This window comes from Actibacterium lipolyticum, assembly GCF_900184935.1.
GTDB classification, from domain to species: domain Bacteria; phylum Pseudomonadota; class Alphaproteobacteria; order Rhodobacterales; family Rhodobacteraceae; genus Actibacterium_A; species Actibacterium_A lipolyticum.
In genome coordinates, this window is the sequence record NZ_FXYE01000005.1 from 69,316 (window position 1) to 87,507 (window position 18,192).

The window sequence follows — 18,192 nt, forward strand, 5'->3', positions numbered from 1 at the left end:
TAACTTCATCTTTTGAAATGCCCCGTGGATTAGAAGCGCGAGGTAAGCGAAAGGCTTACTTCGCGGCCTGATCCGTAAGAACACACAACCGCAGTCTGACAGCCCGTCACATAGGTTTTGTCAGCGACGTTCGTGACGGCAAAGTTGGTTTCCAGCCCGTTGGCAAATTCATACGACGCAAAGACATCGACCACCGTAGAGGTTGGAACCGAAAGCGTGTTGTTCGCGTCAGCAAAGCTTTTGCCGCGATGGCGTGCGCCTGCGCCCACTGTCAGCCCGTTCAACGCGCCCGCAAATTCATAGCTGGCGGTCAGGGAAAGTTCGGATTCGGGGATCAGGGTTGGTGTTGTGCCGATCAAGGCGGCGTTGCTGTCTTCTTTGACTTTCACGTCAAGGAAGGTCGCAGCACCAGCAACCGAAAGGCCGTTGCCAAAGTCATAGCTGCCTTCCAATTCAACCCCGCGCGAACGCACCTTGCCCAGCTGGTCAAAGACAGGGAATGCACCCGTTACGACGTTGCTTTGGTCGATCTGGAACACCGCGCCAGACAGCGCAAAGTTTTCACCCAGCGGTGCCCATTTAAAGCCAAGTTCGATCTGATCGCCGTATTCCGGCTTTGTCACACCGCTGGCCGGCGAGGCGATCAGCGGGTCAAAGAAGCTGGAATAGGACAGATAAGGCGTGAACCCGTTGGCACCTTCGCGCGCAATTGCCACGCGATAGGACGATTCGCTGTCGTTACGGCTAAAGCCTGCTGGGCCATCCTGTTCGGTCTCTACGAAATCGTGGCGCAGGTTGACGGTGCCGATCCAGCCCGCGCCCCAACGCATCTGATCCTGAAAATACAGCCCGACCTGTTGTTGGGTCGTGACCGCATCTTGATAAGGCGCACCAATTGTCGGCGTGCCGGGGGATGAGGAACCAACCACGGTGGTCGATCCAAAACCAACAGCCTGCGTTTCATCCAGCCAATAGTCGCGCGCATCCAGCCCGAACAACAGATCATGACTTACCGCGCCCGCGTCGATCGTGCCGTAGTAACGCAAATCAGCTTGGGCCGTTTTGACAAGAGTGTCATGGTCGAACGCGATCATGCTAAGCGTGCCAGCCGCATCCACGGGGCTGGGCGCATAGCCGGAATACCCCGAAGCGTACCAATAGGATTCTTCCACGCTTGCAACGCCCGCGCGCCCGATGCCGGTAAAGGTAAAGCCGTTATCGAACTGATGTTCGACAATCGCAGACACCGAACCCTGCTTGCGCATATAGCTGTCCCAGTCGGGATCAGAAAAGTTCACGTCGTCACCGATATAGCCGAATTCAGGCGTGGCCACGACGGTGCCTTCATACGGCAGGAACGTGCTGCCGTTGTGCTGTTCGTCGGCCATGTGAAAGTTGGCAAGAAGGGTAACTTCGGTGCCGCCATCGGTGGTGAATTTGTAAGACGGCGCAAGCGTTCCGCGCAGGCCGCTGTTGAATTCATCGTACTTGTCGCCGCCTTCGATGCGACCCGTCAGGCGGTATGCCTGTTCGCCGCCAAGCGTATCGCCGAAATCAAATTCCAGCCATTGGGACGACGCATCGTTCAGACCAACCGTAACTTCGCGAAGACGCTCGCCCGGTCTTTTTGAGACGTAGTTAACAAGCCCACCCGGGTTCGATCCGCCATACAACGCCGAAGAGGGACCGCGCAGAATTTCGATCCGCTCAAGCGTGTAGGGGTCGATGAAAAATGACCCGAAGGCAAAGGCAAGGTTTTGGGCATTGTCCAGATAAACCCCGGTTTGATCGGCCTGAAAGCCCCGGATCCGAAGCCAGTCGTAATCGTTGTCGTCGCCAAACACGTCGGCTGTCACACCGGCCGCGTATCGCAACGCTTCGCTTGTGCGTTTGGCGCCAAAGCGTTGGATTTGCTCTTCGCCCAAAACGGTTACGGATTGCGGAACTTCGTTCAGGAACACAGGGAACTTTGACCCCGTCACCGTCGGCGGGTTCTTGTCAGCGCCCACCGGGCCTGTCGCGTCTTCCTGCACTTCGACCACGATTTCTTCTAGGTCGATAATGCCATCGCTTGATTGTGCCGACAGCGCCGTGGCTGACACCGACAGCATTAATCCGCAAACCCCGATCCGGGTGAAGCGGCGTGAATTCCATTCACTGTTTTTCATGATACCTCGCAAGCAAATATCCCGCGAACGTCGCGCGGGCCCCATATTTGCGTCCCTGATAAAAAGAGTCGGGTTTAGATGTCTTGTATAATCGGACCAGAATTGCCCATCTGGTTTTCGATTTTCCAAACCCCGGGCGCAACGCCGGTGGCCAACTTGAAGCTGCGGCTAAAATGGGCCTGATCGGTAAAGCCCGTCGCGCTGGCGATTTGGGCAAACGGCATGCCCCGTTGGATGTATTTCTGCGCGTGCTTAACCTTGGCCTGCAAAATCCACTGATATGGGGACGACCCGGTTTCTTTTCGAAACATCCGGTTGAAATTGGTGCGCGACATCCCGGCCCGTTCGGCCAGATGTTCAACGGTGATCTTCTGATCCAGATTTTCGCGAAGATACGCTTTGACGATGGGCGTCAGGCTGTGGCGCGACTGATCCGAGGTTTGCGATGCCGCAAGGTGGAACAGTTCGTGGATGATGGAATTTGTCAGCTCTTCGATATGACGCTTTGACCGTTGGGGGGTCACACATTCGCCCGCCAAGATTTCAGCCATGGCCCCCAGACCTGCTGAATTTGACAGATGCACTGGCTGATCAAACCGCACACCCGGCCCGCGCAGTTTGTGCAGGTGCTTGTTGGAAATGTGCACGTCCAAATGCCGAAGCGTGCGCCGCTTTTCGACCTTGCTCCACAACTGCTGCCCGGCGGGGATATAGCACGCCATAGATTCAAACGCAGAACCGCCTTTTTGCGTGTAAAACGATATTGGCGCGTGATCCAAAATGAACACAAACCGCGGATGTATCGAAACATAGTGCCCCGCCGCGCCGGCATCGCAATGCACGTCCCAGTAATCAATCGCACCGTGGTCCAACACGATACTATGCGGGTCTGCGCGGGTGACGAACCCGTGAACCGAGGCATACATTCTGGGATGAAACGACATAAGCTGGCCTTTGAGATTTTCCGGCCTGGCTACTTCGTTTGCTGAGCGTTTGGGGTGGTTAGCGCTGTCATAATGCTAATGCAATGGCCTGTTCGCCGCAACTGGCGCAAGGTCAACCAACCGAAAGGGGCGCGTTGGGCCTAGGTATTTCCGATCGGCGTGGTGACGGGGCATAAAAGATTTGCCAATGCGCAACAAAATCAGAAATTCCTTAAGGTCGCGCAAGACTTCGCACGAAACAGAAAGTGCAAGATTTACTTGGAATCGACCACGTTTCTGGCAGGGGGCGCAAAGCCTTATAAAAGCCCGGCCTTTTCGGATTGCCAACTGCCCCACGAAGGCAGTGTTATCAGCCTTTGGATCGCGCTGCCCTAAGCAGTTGCGGCGGCAACTTGCTCAGGGCTTAGGCCCGCTCAAACAGTTTCTCGGCCAGCTTGCCCACAGCCACATGCAGCAGGATCGTAAAGATTGCCAAGACGATCAGCGCGGCGAACATCAGGTCGATTTTGGCGCGTCCGTTGGCCAACAGCATCAAATACCCCAACCCCTTAGAGGCACCGACCCATTCCCCAATGATCGCGCCGATCGGGGCGTAAACGGCGGCCAGACGCAGGCCGGATGCAAAGCCCGGCAAGGCGGCCGGAATGCGGATGTGCCACATGATCCGCGCCGGGCGTGCGCCCATTACGCGGGCCAAACCCAGCCAATCGGGGTTCGTGCGCATTAGTGCGTCAAAGAAGGACGACGTGACCGGGAAATAGATGATGATCACCGCCATCGCGATTTTCGACCCCAACCCATAGCCCAGCCACAGCGTCAGGATCGGCGCCAGCGCGAACACCGGGATCGCCTGACTGAACACCAACAGCGGTTTGACCAACGACCGCGCCATGGGCGAGGCCGCCAACCCGATGGCCGATAGCCCCCCCAGCACCGCGCCCAGAACCAGCCCGATCAGAACCTCGGTCGCAGTAATCAACGTGTGTTCGGCAATCAGCGCGCGGCTTTTCCACATGGTTTCGGCCACCAGCACAGGCCCCGGCAGGATAAAGCGCGGCAAGTCATACGCCCAAACGACGCCCTGCCAAAGCGCAAGCCCCAGCACGGCCGAGGCGACAGCTGATTGCCAACCGCGCATCATGCGACCCGAAACCCGGCCCAAGCGGCGTCAAAGAACGCGCGTTCTAACCGGACCGCTTCGCAGAACACCTCTTCGACGCGGGCGCGGGCGGTAACGTCAAGTTCGGCCCACACGGTATCAAGCTGGCCACGCAGATAGGCGACAACCCCTTCAAACCCTTCGCCACAGTGCAGCGTGATCCATTCACCCAGCCAGAATGGCAAATCGTCAGCCCGGTCGGCAAAGGGCGTTGCCCATTCCAGATAGACCCATTCGGCCACGACCAGCACGGCCAGCATCACTTCGTACCGGCCCGAACTGCGCGCCTCGGCCATCAGGGCCAGAAACGCGCTGGTTTCGGGCATCGGCGCAGCGTCGTGGGGTACCTTCAGCGCATCAAGACTGCGCTGAAAATAGGTGTTTTCGGGGCCGGTGATCAGCGCCAGAAACTGCGCGGCGGGCACCCTGTCTGCCAATGTCGGCGCATGAGCAACGGCCGAGGCCAAAAGCCGCACGAATTCGTCCAAAAACAGGTAATCCTGTTGCAGATAGCCCGCCATTTTCCGGGCGCTTAAGCTGCCATCGGCCAGCGCGTCGGTAAACGCATGTTGCGTTGCGGCGGCCCAATCGTCGCTTGCCAGGGTCCTAAGGTATTCAGTCGCGCGCATTGGCGTCCTCTCTCAATTGGGCCAGCAGGCTGGTTTGAACGCGTAAAACGGCCGGATCATCGACCGGGCGCGGAATGTCGCCGGGGGGCGGCGTCACATCAATCAGCCCGGTTTCTGTCATCACTTTGATGCTGTGGCCCAGCCGGGCCGCCTCGGCCGGTTCGTGGGTGACCAACAGCACGGTGCGCCCTGTCAGAACCTCGGCCGTCAGTTCCTGCATCTGGGCACGGGTGCGGGCATCAAGGGCGGAAAAGGGTTCATCCAACAGGACGACGGGGCGATCCTCCATCAGGGTGCGGGCAAGCGCGACGCGCTGGCGCTGCCCTCCGGACAGTTCCCCGGGCCGACGATCTGCCTTGTCCGTCAGCCCGACGCGGGCCAGTACGGATTGGGCGCGCGCGTGATCCGGCCGCGTGCCCCGCAGGCGCGCTCCCAGCAGCACGTTTTCAGTGACGGACAGCCACGGCAGCAACAGATCATCCTGCGCCATCAGCGCGACCTGACCGGCAAGCGGGCCGTCGCTGGCCCCCAACGCACCGTCAAATTCAACGCCCGCATCCAGCCCGGCGAACAGTTTCAGCACGGTCGATTTGCCAACCCCGCTGGAGCCTAGCAAACAGGTCCACTGCCCCGCCGGAACGTCCAGCGACACGCCTGCAAACACCGGCACCCCATCAAACGAGGCCGCGCCATCAAGATGCAATGCCGGTGCAATAGTCACGGTTTCAGCCCCATATCCCAGAATCCAACCTCTAGCTTCGTGGCCATATGGAACCGTTTGCACAAGCCCCCCCAACGCGGAGAGTTTTCGGGCGCATCGCCCAGACGCCGTTCCACCGCACCGTCGATCAGCCCGCCGACATCTGCGCAAACCTGTTGGTATTCGGCCCCCGAATAGGTCGCGATCCAATCACCGTATGCATCAGACGTTGCCGTGCGGCCCAACCGCGCGCCGATTTCGCCATAGCCCAGAACACATGGCGCCAGCGCCGCCAGCAGATCCAGCAAATCGCCCGAATGGCCCGCATCCAACACATAGCGGGTGTAGGCAAGGTTTTCGGGCCGCTCTTCGGCTGCGAAAAGCTGCGCCTCGGATATGCCCGCCGCGCCGCACACCCCAACATGAAGCGCGATTTCTTCGTTGATCAGTGCGTTCACCGTGGCCGCGCAAAGGCGCATTTCTTCCAGCGCTTCGGACTTGGTAACCGCCAAGGCCCAAGCGCGGGAAAAGTGGATCAGGAACACATAGTCCTGCACCAGATAGTGCAGGAACGCGTCGCGCGGCAGGGTGCCATCGCCAAGCCCCTGAACGAAGGCATGATTGGTGTAGGCGGGCCAATCTGGGCCCGCCGCATCACGCCAAAGGGGAAAGATGCGCCCAAAGGTCATTGCGCGCCCAGATCAACGGCCAGTTCGGAAACCGGGCGGGTTCCTTCGATCAGACCCGCATCTGCAAGGAACTGTTCGAACCGTGCATAGCGGCCTTCGTCCAACGCTTCGGGGCGCAGGGCAAACCGTGGGAACGTATCGACCCATGCTTTTGCGTTCAGTTCGTCATCCAGCTCGGCAGAGGTGCCTTTGAACAGCTCCCAGCTTTCTTCGGGGTGGTTGACGATATACTGCGTGGCCAGTTCGGTTGCGCGCAAAAACCGGCGGATTAGAGCCGCATCAAGCGTTTCGCTGTTGGCGACATAGATCAGTTCGTCATAGGTCGGCACGCCTTCTTCTTCGACATAGAAACAGCGGCCGTTGACGCCTTCAATCTCCATCTGGTTCAGCTCAAAGTTCCGGTAGGCACCAATCACCGCGTCCACCTGCCCCGACATCAGCGACGGCGACAGCGACCAGTTCACGTTAACCAGCTCCACATCCGATGTGGCCAGCCCGTGACGCCCCAGAATGGCTGTCAAAAGCGCCTCTTCGACACCGGCAACGGAATAGCCGATCTTTTTGCCCTTCAGGTCGGCGATCTGTTTGATCGGCCCGTCTTGCAACACCAACAGACAGTTCAGCGGCGTGGCAACCAGCGTGCCAACGCGGATCAGCGGCAGGCCTTCGGCAACCTGCAAATGCTGCGAGGGTTGGTAAGACACGGCCAGATCTGCCTTGCCTGCGGCAACCATTTTGGGCGGATCGGCCGGATCAGCGGGGGCAATGATTTCAACCTCTAGCCCCTGATCCGCGAAATAGCCCTTTTCCTGTGCCACGATGATCGGGCCGTGGTCGGGGTTGATGAACCAATCCAGCAGCAGGGTCATTTTGTCCTGCGCCATCGCCGGGCCGCTGGCCGCGAACAGCGCGGCGGTTACAAGGTATTTGAACATCTGTTTCTCCTTAATGTTCATCGCCGTCGCCAAGGGCAACAAGCACAATTTCACCCGTCCAGACACGCGCCAAACGATCAGCCGCCTGCCATGCACGCAGGCCCGACCGACACGCCAGCACGGCCCGGTGTTGGGAGGGTTGAGGGACAGGGCCATCGGCCCCGAATTCGATAACACTGTGGCGCCCGGCCCCGTTTAGGGCTGGGCCGGGTTCGTTCACCTCGCGCAGGTCCACTACGAAATCGCCCTGCGCGATGTCGCCATGGGCGATAAAACCGGGCAGAGGCGCGGGGTTTTCAGCGCCGTCAAAGCGAAAGCCGCCAAATCGGAAATTCTGCGCGTCATAGGTGACAAGCTGGCCAAGTGGCGACGGCGCGCTGCCGGCCAAAACCGCCACCGCCATCTGCGCCTGCACCGCCCCAATCACCCCAACAGCGGGGCCAAGCACCCCGTCTGCGTCGCAACTGCCCAGCCGTTCGGGCAGGTCAGGAAACACTGCGCGCAACCCCGGTGCGCCGCCACAGAACCCGCCGCAATACCCATCCATCCCCACGACCGAGGCACTGATCAACGGGATGCCATGGGCAACGCAGTGATCGGACGCGATGTAAGAGGCGGCGAAGCTGTCGGCGCAATCCAGCACCACATCAACCCCATGGCACAACGCGCCGACATTGGCCGGATCAAACCGCGTGATGTGGGGGAGGATTTCACTTTCGGCGTTCAGGGTCTTCATATGTGCGGCTGCGGCCATGGCCTTTGGCACGCCAATGTCGGTTTCACGGAACAGCGTTTGGCGGTGCAGGTTGCTAAGCGCGACGGTGTCATCATCGACCAAGCGGATCGTGCCCACCCCTGCCCCGACCAGATATTGCAGCACAGGTGCCGCCAACCCGCCCGCACCGATCACCAGAACCGTGGCCGCGCGCAAACGCGCCTGCCCTTCGGCCCCGAATGTGGGCACGGCAATCTGGCGGGCGTAACGGGTCACTTGCACACCTTTAGCCAGCTTTCGGTGCGCCCTTCGGGATCATCGTTCAGGGTGATGTCGGTGACGGCGGAAACGATGTCTGCGCCAGCGTCAAACGCCCCTTGCGCACGTTCCACCGACATGCCGCCGATGGCGACCAGCGGGATATCCCCGATCAACGCTTTCCATTCGGTCAGCTTTTCCAGCCCCTGCTGGTGCCACTTCATCTTTTTCAGGATGGTCGGATAAACCGGGCCAAGCGCCACATAGTCAGGGTTCAACGCCAACGCACGGTCCAGTTCGGCCCGGTCGTGGGTTGAAACGCCCAGCTTCAGGCCCGCCGCGCGGATGGCCGGAGTGTCTGCGGTGTCCAGATCTTCTTGCCCAAGGTGGATCCAGTCGCACCCCAGGTCGATCGCCAGTTCCCAATAGTCGTTGACCACCAACGTGGCCCCATGGGCGCGGCACAGATCACGGCCTTCGGCGAGCTGCTGGCGCAGCACGTCTTGGGGCTGGTCCTTGATGCGAAGCTGCACAAGCTTCACGCCCAAGGGCAGGGTCCGGTGCAACCAACGCACATCATCAAAGATCGGGTAAAACGAAGGCAGGGTCATAGGAACGCCTTTCCTAAAACGGGGGTGCTGGGCGCGGCCATGTCGCGCGGCTCCATCGGGTCGGCGGCGTGGGCCAGCGCCCCGGCCTGAACCGCCAACGCAAAGCTTTCGGCCATCATCGCGGGGTCGCCCGCTTTGGCGACGGCGGTGTTCAACAGCACCGCATCAAACCCCATTTCAATCGCTTGCGCCGCCTGACTGGGCAGGCCAAGCCCGGCGTCGATCACCATGGGAACGTCGGGGTAATGGGCGCGAAGGCTGCGCAGACCGTAGATGTTGTTCAGCCCCAGCCCTGTGCCGATGGGCGCGCCCCATGGCATCAAAACTTCGCACCCGGCCTCTAGCAGGCGTTCGCACAGAACCAGATCTTCGGTGCAATAGGGAAAGACCTGAAACCCGTCGTCCGTCAAAGCACGGGCCGCTTCGATCAGGCCGAACGGGTCGGGCTGTAACGTGTCGGCATGGCCGATCACCTCTAGCTTGATCCAAGGGGTGTCGAACAATTCGCGGGCCATGTGGGCGGTGGTGATCGCCTCACGCGCGGAATGGCACCCGGCGGTGTTGGGCAGAACGGCAACGCCCAGTTCCTTGATCAGCGCCCAGAAATCCTGCCCCGCGCGGTCGCCGCCCGCTTCGCGGCGGACCGAAACGGTGGCGATGCCAGCCCCGGATCGGCGGAACGCATCCGCCAGAATGGCGGGCGATGGGTATTGCGCCGTGCCCAACATCAGCCGCGAGGCAACTTCGGTTCCGTAAAAATTCGGCATGTCAGCCCCCCTGCCGCGGCGCGACGATTTCAACGCGGTCGCCGGGTTCAAGCACCCGCGCCGCGCGCATCGTTGCGGGAATAAAGGTTTCGTTCACGGCCGTGGCCACCTTGGCCCCGCCGTGGCCAAGTTCGTCCAATGCATCGGCCAAGGTGCTTGCCTGAACCGTGACCTGTTCGCCGTTAACTGTGATCTTCATGCCAAACCTCCGGCTGATCGCCATGACGCACCATCGCGCCGACCATGCGCGCCATCGCGGGCGCCAAAAGAAAACCGTGACGGAACAGCCCGTTCACATAAAGGCGGTCGCCGATGCGGCCAATGCGCGGCAGGTTGTCGGGAAACGCGGGGCGCGCATCGACGCCGATTTCCAGAACCTCGGCCTCGCCAAATGCGGGGTGCAGGGCATAGGCGGCGTTCAGCAGCTCCATGATTGAACGGACGGTGGCGCGGCTGCGCTCTCCGCTTTCGATCTGGGTGGCGCCCAGCATGAACACCCCATCGCCGCGCGGCACGATATACAAAGGAAAGCGCGGGTGAATCAGCCGAACCGGGCGGGATAGGGTCACATCCGGCGCCGAAAGGATCACCATTTCCCCCTTAACCCCGCGCAGATCAGGCAAGGCATCGCGCGCCGCCAACCCACGACAGTCGATCACCTGCCCCTGCGGGGTGCCATCTTTGACAAACTGGACCCCGGCGTCGGCCAAACGGGCATGCAGGCCCAACAGGGTTTCGCGCGGGTTTATATGCGCCTCTTGGGTCATGAAAAGCGCGCGGTCGAACCTGTCGGCCAGTTGCGGTTCCAGCGCCTCAAGCGCGGCGCGGTCCAATGTTTGATGGTTTTCGGTCTGCCGTGCAAAGCGGTCCAACTGTCGCCGGTCACGATCCAGCGCCACCACGACAGAGCCGTTGCGCGTGACCTGCGCCCCCTTACCTTGCCACCAATCCGCCGCGTCGCGCCCCAGCCGCACAACGGGTTCTTCGGCAACCTCGCCTTCGCAATCAGGGGCCAGCATGCCGCCCGCCCACCACGAACAGCCATGCGCGCCCGGCGCCAGATGCGGGTCAATCACCGTGACGGCGTGGCCCGCCCCCGAAAGTTCGGCCGCAACGCAAAGCCCGGCAACGCCGCTGCCCAGAATGGTGATGGGGGAGCTCATGCCCACAGCCCGTGGAAATGATGCACCGGCCCATGGCCCGACCCAACGTTCAGCTGATCCGCGCGGCGAATGGCATCGTGCAGCCAACCGTGCGCCGCGTGGGTTGCCGCCGCAACGCTTTGCCCCTTGGCCAACCCCGCCGCAATCCCCGACGAATAACTGCACCCGGTGCCATGGGTGTTCTTCGTGTCGATCCGTTCGGATTGCAGTGATTGTTCGCTGTCTGCGGTCATCAGCCAATCGGTGCAGGTGCCCCCGGCGCCGTGCCCGCCCTTCATCAGAACCGCCTGAGGCCCACAGGCAAACAGCGCGCGGCCCTGTTGCTTTAGCCCTTCGTCGGTCAGCTGTTCGTCGGCATCCAACAGGCGGGCCGCTTCGGGGATGTTGGGGGTCAGGACGGTGGCGCGGGGCAAAAGCACCTCGCGCAGCGCCGCTGTCGCCTCTTGCGGTAACAACGCGGCACCGGATTTGGCGATCATCACCGGGTCCAGCACGATTGGGCCGTCAAAGGATTGCAGCGCCTCGGCGACCGTTTCGATTACATCGGGCATGCCCAACATCCCGATCTTGATCGCGGCCACGTCAATGTCACTTAGAACGGCATCAATCTGCGCGGCGATAACGTCGGTGGGAATGGGATGAACGGCCGTAACATCGCGGGTGTTTTGCGCGGTAACAGCGGTAATTACACTGCATCCGTAAACGCCAAGCGCCGAAAACGCCTTTAGATCGGCCTGAATGCCCGCGCCGCCCCCACTGTCAGAGCCTGCGATCGTTAAAGCGATAGATACCAAGAAGCCAAATCCTTTGGTTCTTGGTCAGGGCCACCGAGGAATCGGTTTTCGGGCATAGCAAAGACCCAAATTCTGTTTCCTCCGCCGGTCCTAACCGGTTCAGGTTCAATGGGTTCGCGATATGCATCTCAGCCCCGAAAGGCACCCCAACAGATAGGTCTTCTTTACAAATCTTCGCCCTGCTCGTCAAACAGATGGGCGAAGGTTTGGCTTAGCTAGGCAAAAGGCACAGCGTGATGGCCGGGAACAGCACCAGAATGACAACCCGCACCAGATCTGACCCCACAAACCACAGCACCGCCTTATAGGTTTCAGACATGGGTGTTTCGCGATCCATCGCGTTGATGATGAACAGGTTCATGCCCACGGGCGGGGTTATCAGCCCCACTTCGACCACGATCAGCACCAGGATGCCGAACCAGATCGCCACATGTTCCGCCGACATGCCGAAATCCAGCACGCTGATCACCGGAAAGAAGATCGGGATCGTCAAAAGGATCATGCTAAGGCTATCCATCAGGCAGCCGAACAGAAGGTAGAAGACCAAAATCACGGTCAGAACGGTCCATGGGCTCCAACCTTGACCGACCACAAGGTTCGACATTTCCTGCGGCACTTGGCTAAGCGCAAGGAAGCTGTTGTACAGCCCGGCGCCCAGCACGATGAAAAAAATCATCGCGGTGGCCATGGCGGTGGCGAACAGGCTTTCCTTGAACACCGCCCACGTCAGGTTCCCCGAAATCAGCGCAAGCAGTCCGGTGCCCGCCGCCCCAATCGCCGCCCCTTCGGTTGGGGTGAACCAGCCAAGATAGATGCCGCCGACAACCAGCCCGAACACCGTCAGCACGGGCCAGACATCGAACAAGGCGCGCCAACGTTGGGCATAAGGCACAGGGTCGCGCGTGCCCGCCGCATCGGGAAACAGCCGCACATAGATCGAGATTGTGATGACATACCCGATGGCCGCCAATATCCCCGGAATGAACGCGGCCAGAAACAGCTTGGCGATGTTTTGCTCTGTCAGGATCGCATAGATCACAAGGATCACCGACGGCGGAATAAGAATGCCCAGCGTCCCGCCCGCCGCAAGCGTCGCCGTGGAAAACCCGCCGGAATAGCCGTATCGGCGCATTTCGGGCAGGGCGACGCGGCTCATCGTGGCGGCGGTCGCAAGGGAGGATCCGCAGATCGCGCCGAACCCGGCGCAGGCCCCAACCGACGCCATCGCAACCCCGCCCTTGCGGTGCCCCAGCCACGATTCCGAGGCTTTGAACAACGCCGCCGACATGCCCGAAAGCGTGGCAAACTGGCCCATCAGCAGGAACATCGGGATAATCGTCAATGAATAGCTGGAAAACGTCGTATAGGTTTCAGACTTCAGCTTGGCCAAGAACATGTTGGAACTGCCCAGCCCAAAGTACAGCCCGCCGATGCCGCACAGAAACATAGCCATGCCAATCGGCGCGCGCAGAAAGATCATCAGCAACAGGATCGGGAACGAGGCGATCCCCATTTCAAGCATGGTCAATGAACCGCTCCTTCCAATTTCGGTAGAAAGTCACGGCCCGTGACAATTTCAGCGACGCGCCCGATGGCGCAGTAAAGCCCGACGACACAGGCAACGACAGCGGGCACAAAGCTGGCCGCGTATCCCCACCACACCGGGAATTGCAAAAGGAAGGTGGTTTCGCCGTTGCCCATTTTTGACAGCATCCCGGCGTACAGGCGCCAGGTGATCAAAAGGATGACAGCCGTCAGCACGACCTCCCAAAAGGCGATGATGTATTTGTTGGCTTTGACCGGCAGAAACGAGGTGAACACATCCACCGTCGCGTGCCCGCCGTGCAGCTGGCAATAGGGCAGGAACGCAAAGATCGAAAAGGCCACGCCGGCCTCAAGAATCTCAAAATCACCTGTGATAGGGCCGATTCCGGCGTTGATAAGCCAGTCAGCCACCTCACCCAACAGGCTTTGCGCCAGATCGCTGTGCAGCATCCCGTTCAGGGACCGGCCAATCACAGACGCGCAGGTCAAGACCACCAACAGCACAAGAACCACGCCGCCCAGCACCACCATGGTGCGGGCCAGTTTTTCGATGATGCGCAGCATGCGCGCCCCCTCTGTTCGGAAATCCGGATAAAATACGGGCCGCATCTTTGTTGGGATGCGGCCCGCGTGCCGGTGTTTATTCGGCGTATTTCGCCATCAATGCCGTGGCTTCGTCGATCAGGGCCTGACCGTCGATGCCCTTGGATTTCATATCTTCGACCCATGCGTCATAGATGGGCTGCGCAAGGGCGCGCCATTCTTGGGTCTGCTCTTCGGTGATGGTGATGATGTTATTGCCCTTTGCCGCCGCAAATTCGCGCGCTGGACCATCGGCATCTGCCTGCGTTCCACCCGCAAAGACCGAAAATTCAAGGCCAGAGTTCTGGTCGATCACCGCCTTCAGATCATCAGGCAGCCCTTCGTAACGCCCCTTGTTCATCGCCAGAACGAAGGTCAGGTTATAAAGCGCGGCACCGGTGAATTCGGTGTGGTTTTCAACCAGTTCAGGCACCTTAAGGGCGGTTGTCACCTCCCACGGGATGGTGGTTCCGTCCAGCACGCCTTTGGAAAGGCCTTCGGGGATGGCGGGAACCGGCATGCCAACCGGGGTTGCGCCCAGTTTCGTCAACAGCATGTTCACCTGACGCGAACCGCCCCGGATTTTCATGCCGCGCAGATCAGCAGGAGAGGTCACAGGATCTTTGGTGTGCAACATGCCGGGGCCATGCACCCATGTGCCCAGAATATGCACATCCTTGAACTCTGTGTCCTTCATATGCTTTTCGAACATCTCCCAATAGGCGCGCGATGCGGCGCGCGCGTCGCTGGTGATGAACGGAAGCTCAAACACCTCGGTGCTGGGGAAACGGCCGGGGGTATAGCCAACGACGGTCCAGACCACATCGGCCACGCCGTCTGTCACCTGGTCCATCAGTTCTGGCGGTTTGCCGCCCAGCTGCATCGACGGATAGCGCGCCACCTTGATGCGGCCGCCGCTGTCTTTTTCAACGTTATCCGCCCAGACATCCAACACCAGCTTTGGCACATTCGCCTGTCCTGGCAGGAATTGATGCAAACGCAGAGTGACCTCTTCTGCGAACGCCGGAACCGAGCCGAAGCCAACAGCAAGCGCCGCAGCCGCCGCCACGTTCAGAAATGATTTACGCGTAATGGTCATAGGTTTCCTCCCTTTTAACCTTTTGAGAGATCGGACGGGCCTCACTCTATGGCAGTTTACCCAGAATCCCTCAGTATTGCGCCTAATTTATCTAGCGGACATGGCGCAGGTCAAATCCGCAGTTGGTATCAGGTGATACCGGTCAGTTCGTCATCTTGCCCAACGCCGCTAAAAAGAACGGGCGGAACCCTTTGGGGTGTTCGCTCATCGGGAAATGGCCCAGTTCATCCATCACGGCCAATGTCGCGCCGGGAATGGCCTTGGCGGTGCGGGCCGCGTCTTCGGGTGTGCAGGTCAGATCATAGGCCCCGACAATCAGGTGAACCGGCGTTTTCGCCGTGTCAATCTGCCCCAGACGCGCGATCAGGCTGTCATCTTTGGTGTAAAAGCTAAGATCACCACGAAACACGCCCGGCCCGGATTGCATAAACATCCACAGCGTATTCCAGCGTTCCGCCACCGGCGCATAAGGAGAGATGTTGGCCGAAACCAACGCCGCCCCCATTTCGCCGCCATGGGCATCGGGGCGATGGAACCAGTCGATGTCGTACCACGCGGGCTGAAAATCGCTTGCCTCGATCGCGATGAAACCGGCGAAACGGTCCGGGTGCAGCGCGGCAAGTTGCAGAGCGATACGCCCGCCCATGGAACAGCCCGCCAGAATGGGCTTTTCCAACCCCAAAGCATCGCAAACCGCCAGAACAGTCTCGATATAGGCCTCTGTCGTCAGCAGGTATTCCTGCGTTTCGAACCCTTCGGGCGGAAGGGATTTCCCGTGCCACGGCATGTCGAACGCGATCAGGCGGTTTTGGTTGGTAACCTCGGCGTCATTCATCAGATGGCGCCACTGGCGGGTATCGGCCCCGGCGGTGTGCAAACAGATCACCGGGCACCCCTGCCCGGCTTCTTCAAAATACACGCGGCGCGGCCCGTCGTTTAGCTGAACAGTGACATAGCGGCCAACAATCGGCTCTATCGCGGCGGTCATTGTGTATTTCCTTTGCGCGGCAGGGCCAGAAACTCTTTGAAGAACCGCAGGTTTTTCACCAGCGACAGGATATCGCCCTCGATCTGGCCACGGCCAATTTTGACAAGCCCGAAAACGTCGTGAAAGCCGGGCTCGGGCACGGCCTGCCAATGTTTTTCCAACGCTTCACAATCGGTCCGGAACGAAAAGCGCCACGGCGTTTTACGGCTGGGCCCTTGGGTGATGTCCACCAGCGCGCCTTTTTCGAAGGTCAGATAAAACTCCTCCCCGTCGACGATAAGCTGCACGGTTTCGGAAAACAGCCGCCCGATGCGGCGCAGATGCGCGCAATTGTTCAGTTGGTCCTGCATTGATTGCAGATTTGAAAGCATTCCGGTTCCCCTCAGCACGCGGCGTGTTGGGGGCAAACTGATACGGCAAGGCCCGTTCTAGCAATGTCGCGCAGGGTATCTGGCAATACCGTCCAAGGCATTGGTCGCCGCCAAACTATAAAGAAGTATTGTGCGTAATCGGGGGCGCCGCATACTGCGCCCCTTCGGAGGAGACCTGTTATCCAGAGGGAGGATATTGGATGGGTATTGTATCACTTGAAAACATCACCGACGTGGTGATCGCATCGCTGGGCAAAAACGGCGATGTTTCAGACCGCCAGCGCGAAATCATGACATCATTGCTGAAGCACCTGCACGGGTTCTGCAAAGACGTGAACCTGCAACACGGAGAGTTTCTGGAAGGATGTGAGTTTCTGAAACGTGCGGGGCAGACATGCGATGACAACCGTCAGGAATTCATCCTGTTGGGCGATATTCTGGGCGTCGAAGTGTTGGTTGATATGCTGACCAACCCCTCTGAAGGCACCGAAAGTGAATCGACCGTCCTTGGCCCATTCTATCGTGAAAATCCCCCGGTTCTGCCAAAGGGCGCTTCGACGATCCTTAAGCATTACGAAAACGAAGAAACCGCTTATTACGAAGGCTATATTCGTGATGCGAACGGCAACCCGATTGCCGGTGCCACCTTGGATGTCTGGGAAGATGCCCCCAACGGCGTTTACGAAAACCTTGACCCGGATCAGCCCGAATATAACCTGCGCGGCCGGTTCGAAACGGATGAAAACGGCCACTATGCCTTTGTTGCGGTGCGCCCTGTGCCTTACCCGATCCCCGACAACGAAACCGCCGGTGAATTGCTGCGGTATATGGGCCACCACCCGAACCGCCCGGGGCACATGCACTTTATCATTTCCAAAGACGGCTATCGCCCGCTGATCAGCCAAATCTATGACTCTGAAAGCGCGTGGCTGGAAGATGACAGCGTTTTTGCGGTGAAAGAGAGCCTAATCGGCACCTTCGAAAAAGCCGACGCAAGCCTTGGCACCGATCTGCGTTTGGCGTTCGACTTTGTGCTGAAACAAGAATCTGCGGCAATGGCTGCGGAATAATTCCTCCCTCCCAGACGGTAAAAGGGCCTCCGCGGTGCGGGGGCCTTTTTATCTCAGACAATTGGCGTGCAATTCGGTGCTGGGTGTTTCACTCTGACCCAAGGGGGAACGAATGAACTTAAAGCAGATGGAATATTTCGTCGCGGTCGCCGAAGAACTGCATTTCGGCCGCGCGGCGGAACGGCTGGGCATGGCGCAGCCGCCGCTAAGCCGTCAGATCAAACAGACCGAGGAAGAGCTGGGCGCGCTGTTGTTCAACCGGGGCCGCAGCGCCATTTCCCTAACCCAAGCCGGAGAGCGGTTGTTAGAACGCAGCAAAAGCATCCTGCGCCAGATCGACGACGCCAAGTTAGAGGTGAAACGCATCGGCCAAGGTGCCGAAGGGCGCCTGCGCATTGGGTTTGTCGGGTCGTCCACGTTTGGCATTCTGCCCAACATCATCAAATCGTTCCGCGCCAATTACGCCGATGTAAACCTAAGCCTGATCCCGATGAACAACGCGCAATTGCACCGGTCTTTGGTCAGCCGTGAAATCGACGTGGCCTTTGCCCGCCCCGCCCTGAAGGATTCCGAATTCGTCACCCGCAAACTGGGCGAGGAAGAGCTGGCCCTGGCCACGCCAGACACGCTTCAGATCGCGGCGAACGGGCGGGTGGACCTGCACGCGTTGCAGGATCACAATTTCATCCTTTACCCCGAATACCCCCGGCCCAGCTTTGCCGATCTGGTGCTTGATCGGTGCAAGGAACAAGGCGTCAGCATCAAAAACCGCGTGTTCACGATGGACCTTCAGACGGCGCTAAGCCTTGTGGCGATTGGCGAAGGGGTTTGTGTGGTTCCGGCCTCTGTCGGGTCGGCGCAGCGCAATGGCGTGCGGTTTCACAAGATCGCGCCCAATTTGGGCACGACCGAGCTTTCGATTAACGTGCGGCTGGATGAACAGGGCGTGCATGTCAGCAACTTCGTGAAAATTGCGCAATCCGTATCGCGCAAGATGTTCTAAGC

General features: G+C 59.7%; 20 protein-coding genes and 1 riboswitch. Of the genes, 2 read left to right on the forward strand and 18 right to left on the reverse strand.

Features of this window, described 5'->3' with window-relative positions; genetic code table 11:
- Positions 1 to 29: 29 nt before the first annotated feature.
- From COL8621_RS18545 to COL8621_RS18635, 18 genes are all read right to left on the reverse strand, one after another.
- The gene (locus COL8621_RS18545) at positions 30 to 2,168 is read right to left on the reverse strand and encodes a TonB-dependent siderophore receptor (RefSeq protein ID WP_235823950.1); all 2,139 of its coding nucleotides are present in this window, start codon (positions 2,166 to 2,168) and stop codon (positions 30 to 32) included.
- A gap of 74 nt (positions 2,169 to 2,242) precedes the next feature.
- Positions 2,243 to 3,112, reverse strand: coding sequence for an AraC family transcriptional regulator (locus COL8621_RS18550; RefSeq protein WP_093968920.1), 870 nt, complete (start codon positions 3,110 to 3,112; stop codon positions 2,243 to 2,245).
- 403 nt (positions 3,113 to 3,515) lie between these two features.
- Entirely contained in the window at positions 3,516 to 4,250 is a 735-nt protein-coding gene (locus tag COL8621_RS18560) for an ABC transporter permease (protein WP_093968968.1), read from the reverse strand.
- Complete coding sequence (locus COL8621_RS18565; RefSeq protein WP_093968922.1) at positions 4,250 to 4,900, reverse strand: TenA family protein; 651 nt, start codon at positions 4,898 to 4,900, stop codon at positions 4,250 to 4,252. Before COL8621_RS18565 ends, COL8621_RS18560 begins: the two co-directional genes overlap by 1 nt.
- Positions 4,887 to 5,621, reverse strand: a complete 735-nt coding sequence (locus tag COL8621_RS18570; RefSeq protein WP_093968923.1) for an ABC transporter ATP-binding protein — start codon at positions 5,619 to 5,621, stop codon at positions 4,887 to 4,889. Before COL8621_RS18570 ends, COL8621_RS18565 begins: the two co-directional genes overlap by 14 nt.
- Complete coding sequence (tenA, locus tag COL8621_RS18575) at positions 5,618 to 6,289, reverse strand: thiaminase II (RefSeq protein WP_093968924.1); 672 nt, start codon at positions 6,287 to 6,289, stop codon at positions 5,618 to 5,620. Before tenA ends, COL8621_RS18570 begins: the two co-directional genes overlap by 4 nt.
- Positions 6,286 to 7,224: an ABC transporter substrate-binding protein gene (locus COL8621_RS18580; protein WP_093968969.1), complete on the reverse strand. Its 939-nt coding sequence runs from the start codon at positions 7,222 to 7,224 to the stop codon at positions 6,286 to 6,288. The genes tenA and COL8621_RS18580 overlap by 4 nt, the downstream gene beginning before the upstream one ends.
- A gap of 10 nt (positions 7,225 to 7,234) precedes the next feature.
- Positions 7,235 to 8,215, reverse strand: a complete 981-nt coding sequence (locus COL8621_RS18585) for a HesA/MoeB/ThiF family protein (RefSeq protein ID WP_093968925.1) — start codon at positions 8,213 to 8,215, stop codon at positions 7,235 to 7,237.
- Positions 8,212 to 8,808 (reverse strand): thiamine phosphate synthase, encoded by a 597-nt coding sequence (locus tag COL8621_RS18590; RefSeq protein ID WP_093968926.1) that lies wholly within the window; start codon positions 8,806 to 8,808, stop codon positions 8,212 to 8,214. Before COL8621_RS18590 ends, COL8621_RS18585 begins: the two co-directional genes overlap by 4 nt.
- Entirely contained in the window at positions 8,805 to 9,575 is a 771-nt protein-coding gene (locus COL8621_RS18595; RefSeq protein ID WP_093968927.1) for a thiazole synthase, read from the reverse strand. Before COL8621_RS18595 ends, COL8621_RS18590 begins: the two co-directional genes overlap by 4 nt.
- Before the next feature lies 1 nt (position 9,576).
- Positions 9,577 to 9,774, reverse strand: coding sequence for a sulfur carrier protein ThiS (thiS, locus tag COL8621_RS18600; RefSeq protein WP_093968928.1), 198 nt, complete (start codon positions 9,772 to 9,774; stop codon positions 9,577 to 9,579).
- Positions 9,758 to 10,738, reverse strand: a complete 981-nt coding sequence (thiO, locus tag COL8621_RS18605) for a glycine oxidase ThiO (protein ID WP_093968929.1) — start codon at positions 10,736 to 10,738, stop codon at positions 9,758 to 9,760. Before thiO ends, thiS begins: the two co-directional genes overlap by 17 nt.
- Positions 10,735 to 11,532 carry a bifunctional hydroxymethylpyrimidine kinase/phosphomethylpyrimidine kinase gene (gene thiD, locus COL8621_RS18610; RefSeq protein WP_093968930.1) on the reverse strand — a complete coding sequence of 266 codons (798 nt, stop codon included), beginning with the start codon at positions 11,530 to 11,532 and terminating at the stop codon, positions 10,735 to 10,737. The genes thiO and thiD overlap by 4 nt, the downstream gene beginning before the upstream one ends.
- A 59-nt stretch (positions 11,533 to 11,591) precedes the next feature.
- Positions 11,592 to 11,691: riboswitch (TPP riboswitch) on the reverse strand.
- Between the two features lie 52 nt (positions 11,692 to 11,743).
- Complete coding sequence (locus tag COL8621_RS18615) at positions 11,744 to 13,060, reverse strand: TRAP transporter large permease (protein WP_093968931.1); 1,317 nt, start codon at positions 13,058 to 13,060, stop codon at positions 11,744 to 11,746.
- Positions 13,057 to 13,641 (reverse strand): TRAP transporter small permease, encoded by a 585-nt coding sequence (locus COL8621_RS18620; RefSeq protein ID WP_093968932.1) that lies wholly within the window; start codon positions 13,639 to 13,641, stop codon positions 13,057 to 13,059. The genes COL8621_RS18615 and COL8621_RS18620 overlap by 4 nt, the downstream gene beginning before the upstream one ends.
- Positions 13,642 to 13,717: 76 nt before the next feature.
- The gene (locus tag COL8621_RS18625; RefSeq protein ID WP_093968933.1) at positions 13,718 to 14,758 is read right to left on the reverse strand and encodes a TRAP transporter substrate-binding protein; all 1,041 of its coding nucleotides are present in this window, start codon (positions 14,756 to 14,758) and stop codon (positions 13,718 to 13,720) included.
- A 142-nt stretch (positions 14,759 to 14,900) separates the two neighbouring features.
- Complete coding sequence (locus COL8621_RS18630) at positions 14,901 to 15,746, reverse strand: alpha/beta fold hydrolase (protein ID WP_093968934.1); 846 nt, start codon at positions 15,744 to 15,746, stop codon at positions 14,901 to 14,903.
- Entirely contained in the window at positions 15,743 to 16,117 is a 375-nt protein-coding gene (locus tag COL8621_RS18635) for a hypothetical protein (protein ID WP_093968935.1), read from the reverse strand. Before COL8621_RS18635 ends, COL8621_RS18630 begins: the two co-directional genes overlap by 4 nt.
- 200 nt (positions 16,118 to 16,317) lie before the next feature.
- Between COL8621_RS18635 and COL8621_RS18640 the strand changes: the two genes are divergently transcribed.
- The gene (locus COL8621_RS18640) at positions 16,318 to 17,187 is read left to right on the forward strand and encodes a dioxygenase family protein (protein ID WP_093968936.1); all 870 of its coding nucleotides are present in this window, start codon (positions 16,318 to 16,320) and stop codon (positions 17,185 to 17,187) included.
- 112 nt (positions 17,188 to 17,299) lie between these two features.
- The gene (locus tag COL8621_RS18645) at positions 17,300 to 18,190 is read left to right on the forward strand and encodes a LysR family transcriptional regulator (RefSeq protein WP_093968937.1); all 891 of its coding nucleotides are present in this window, start codon (positions 17,300 to 17,302) and stop codon (positions 18,188 to 18,190) included.
- Positions 18,191 to 18,192: the final 2 nt, after the last annotated feature.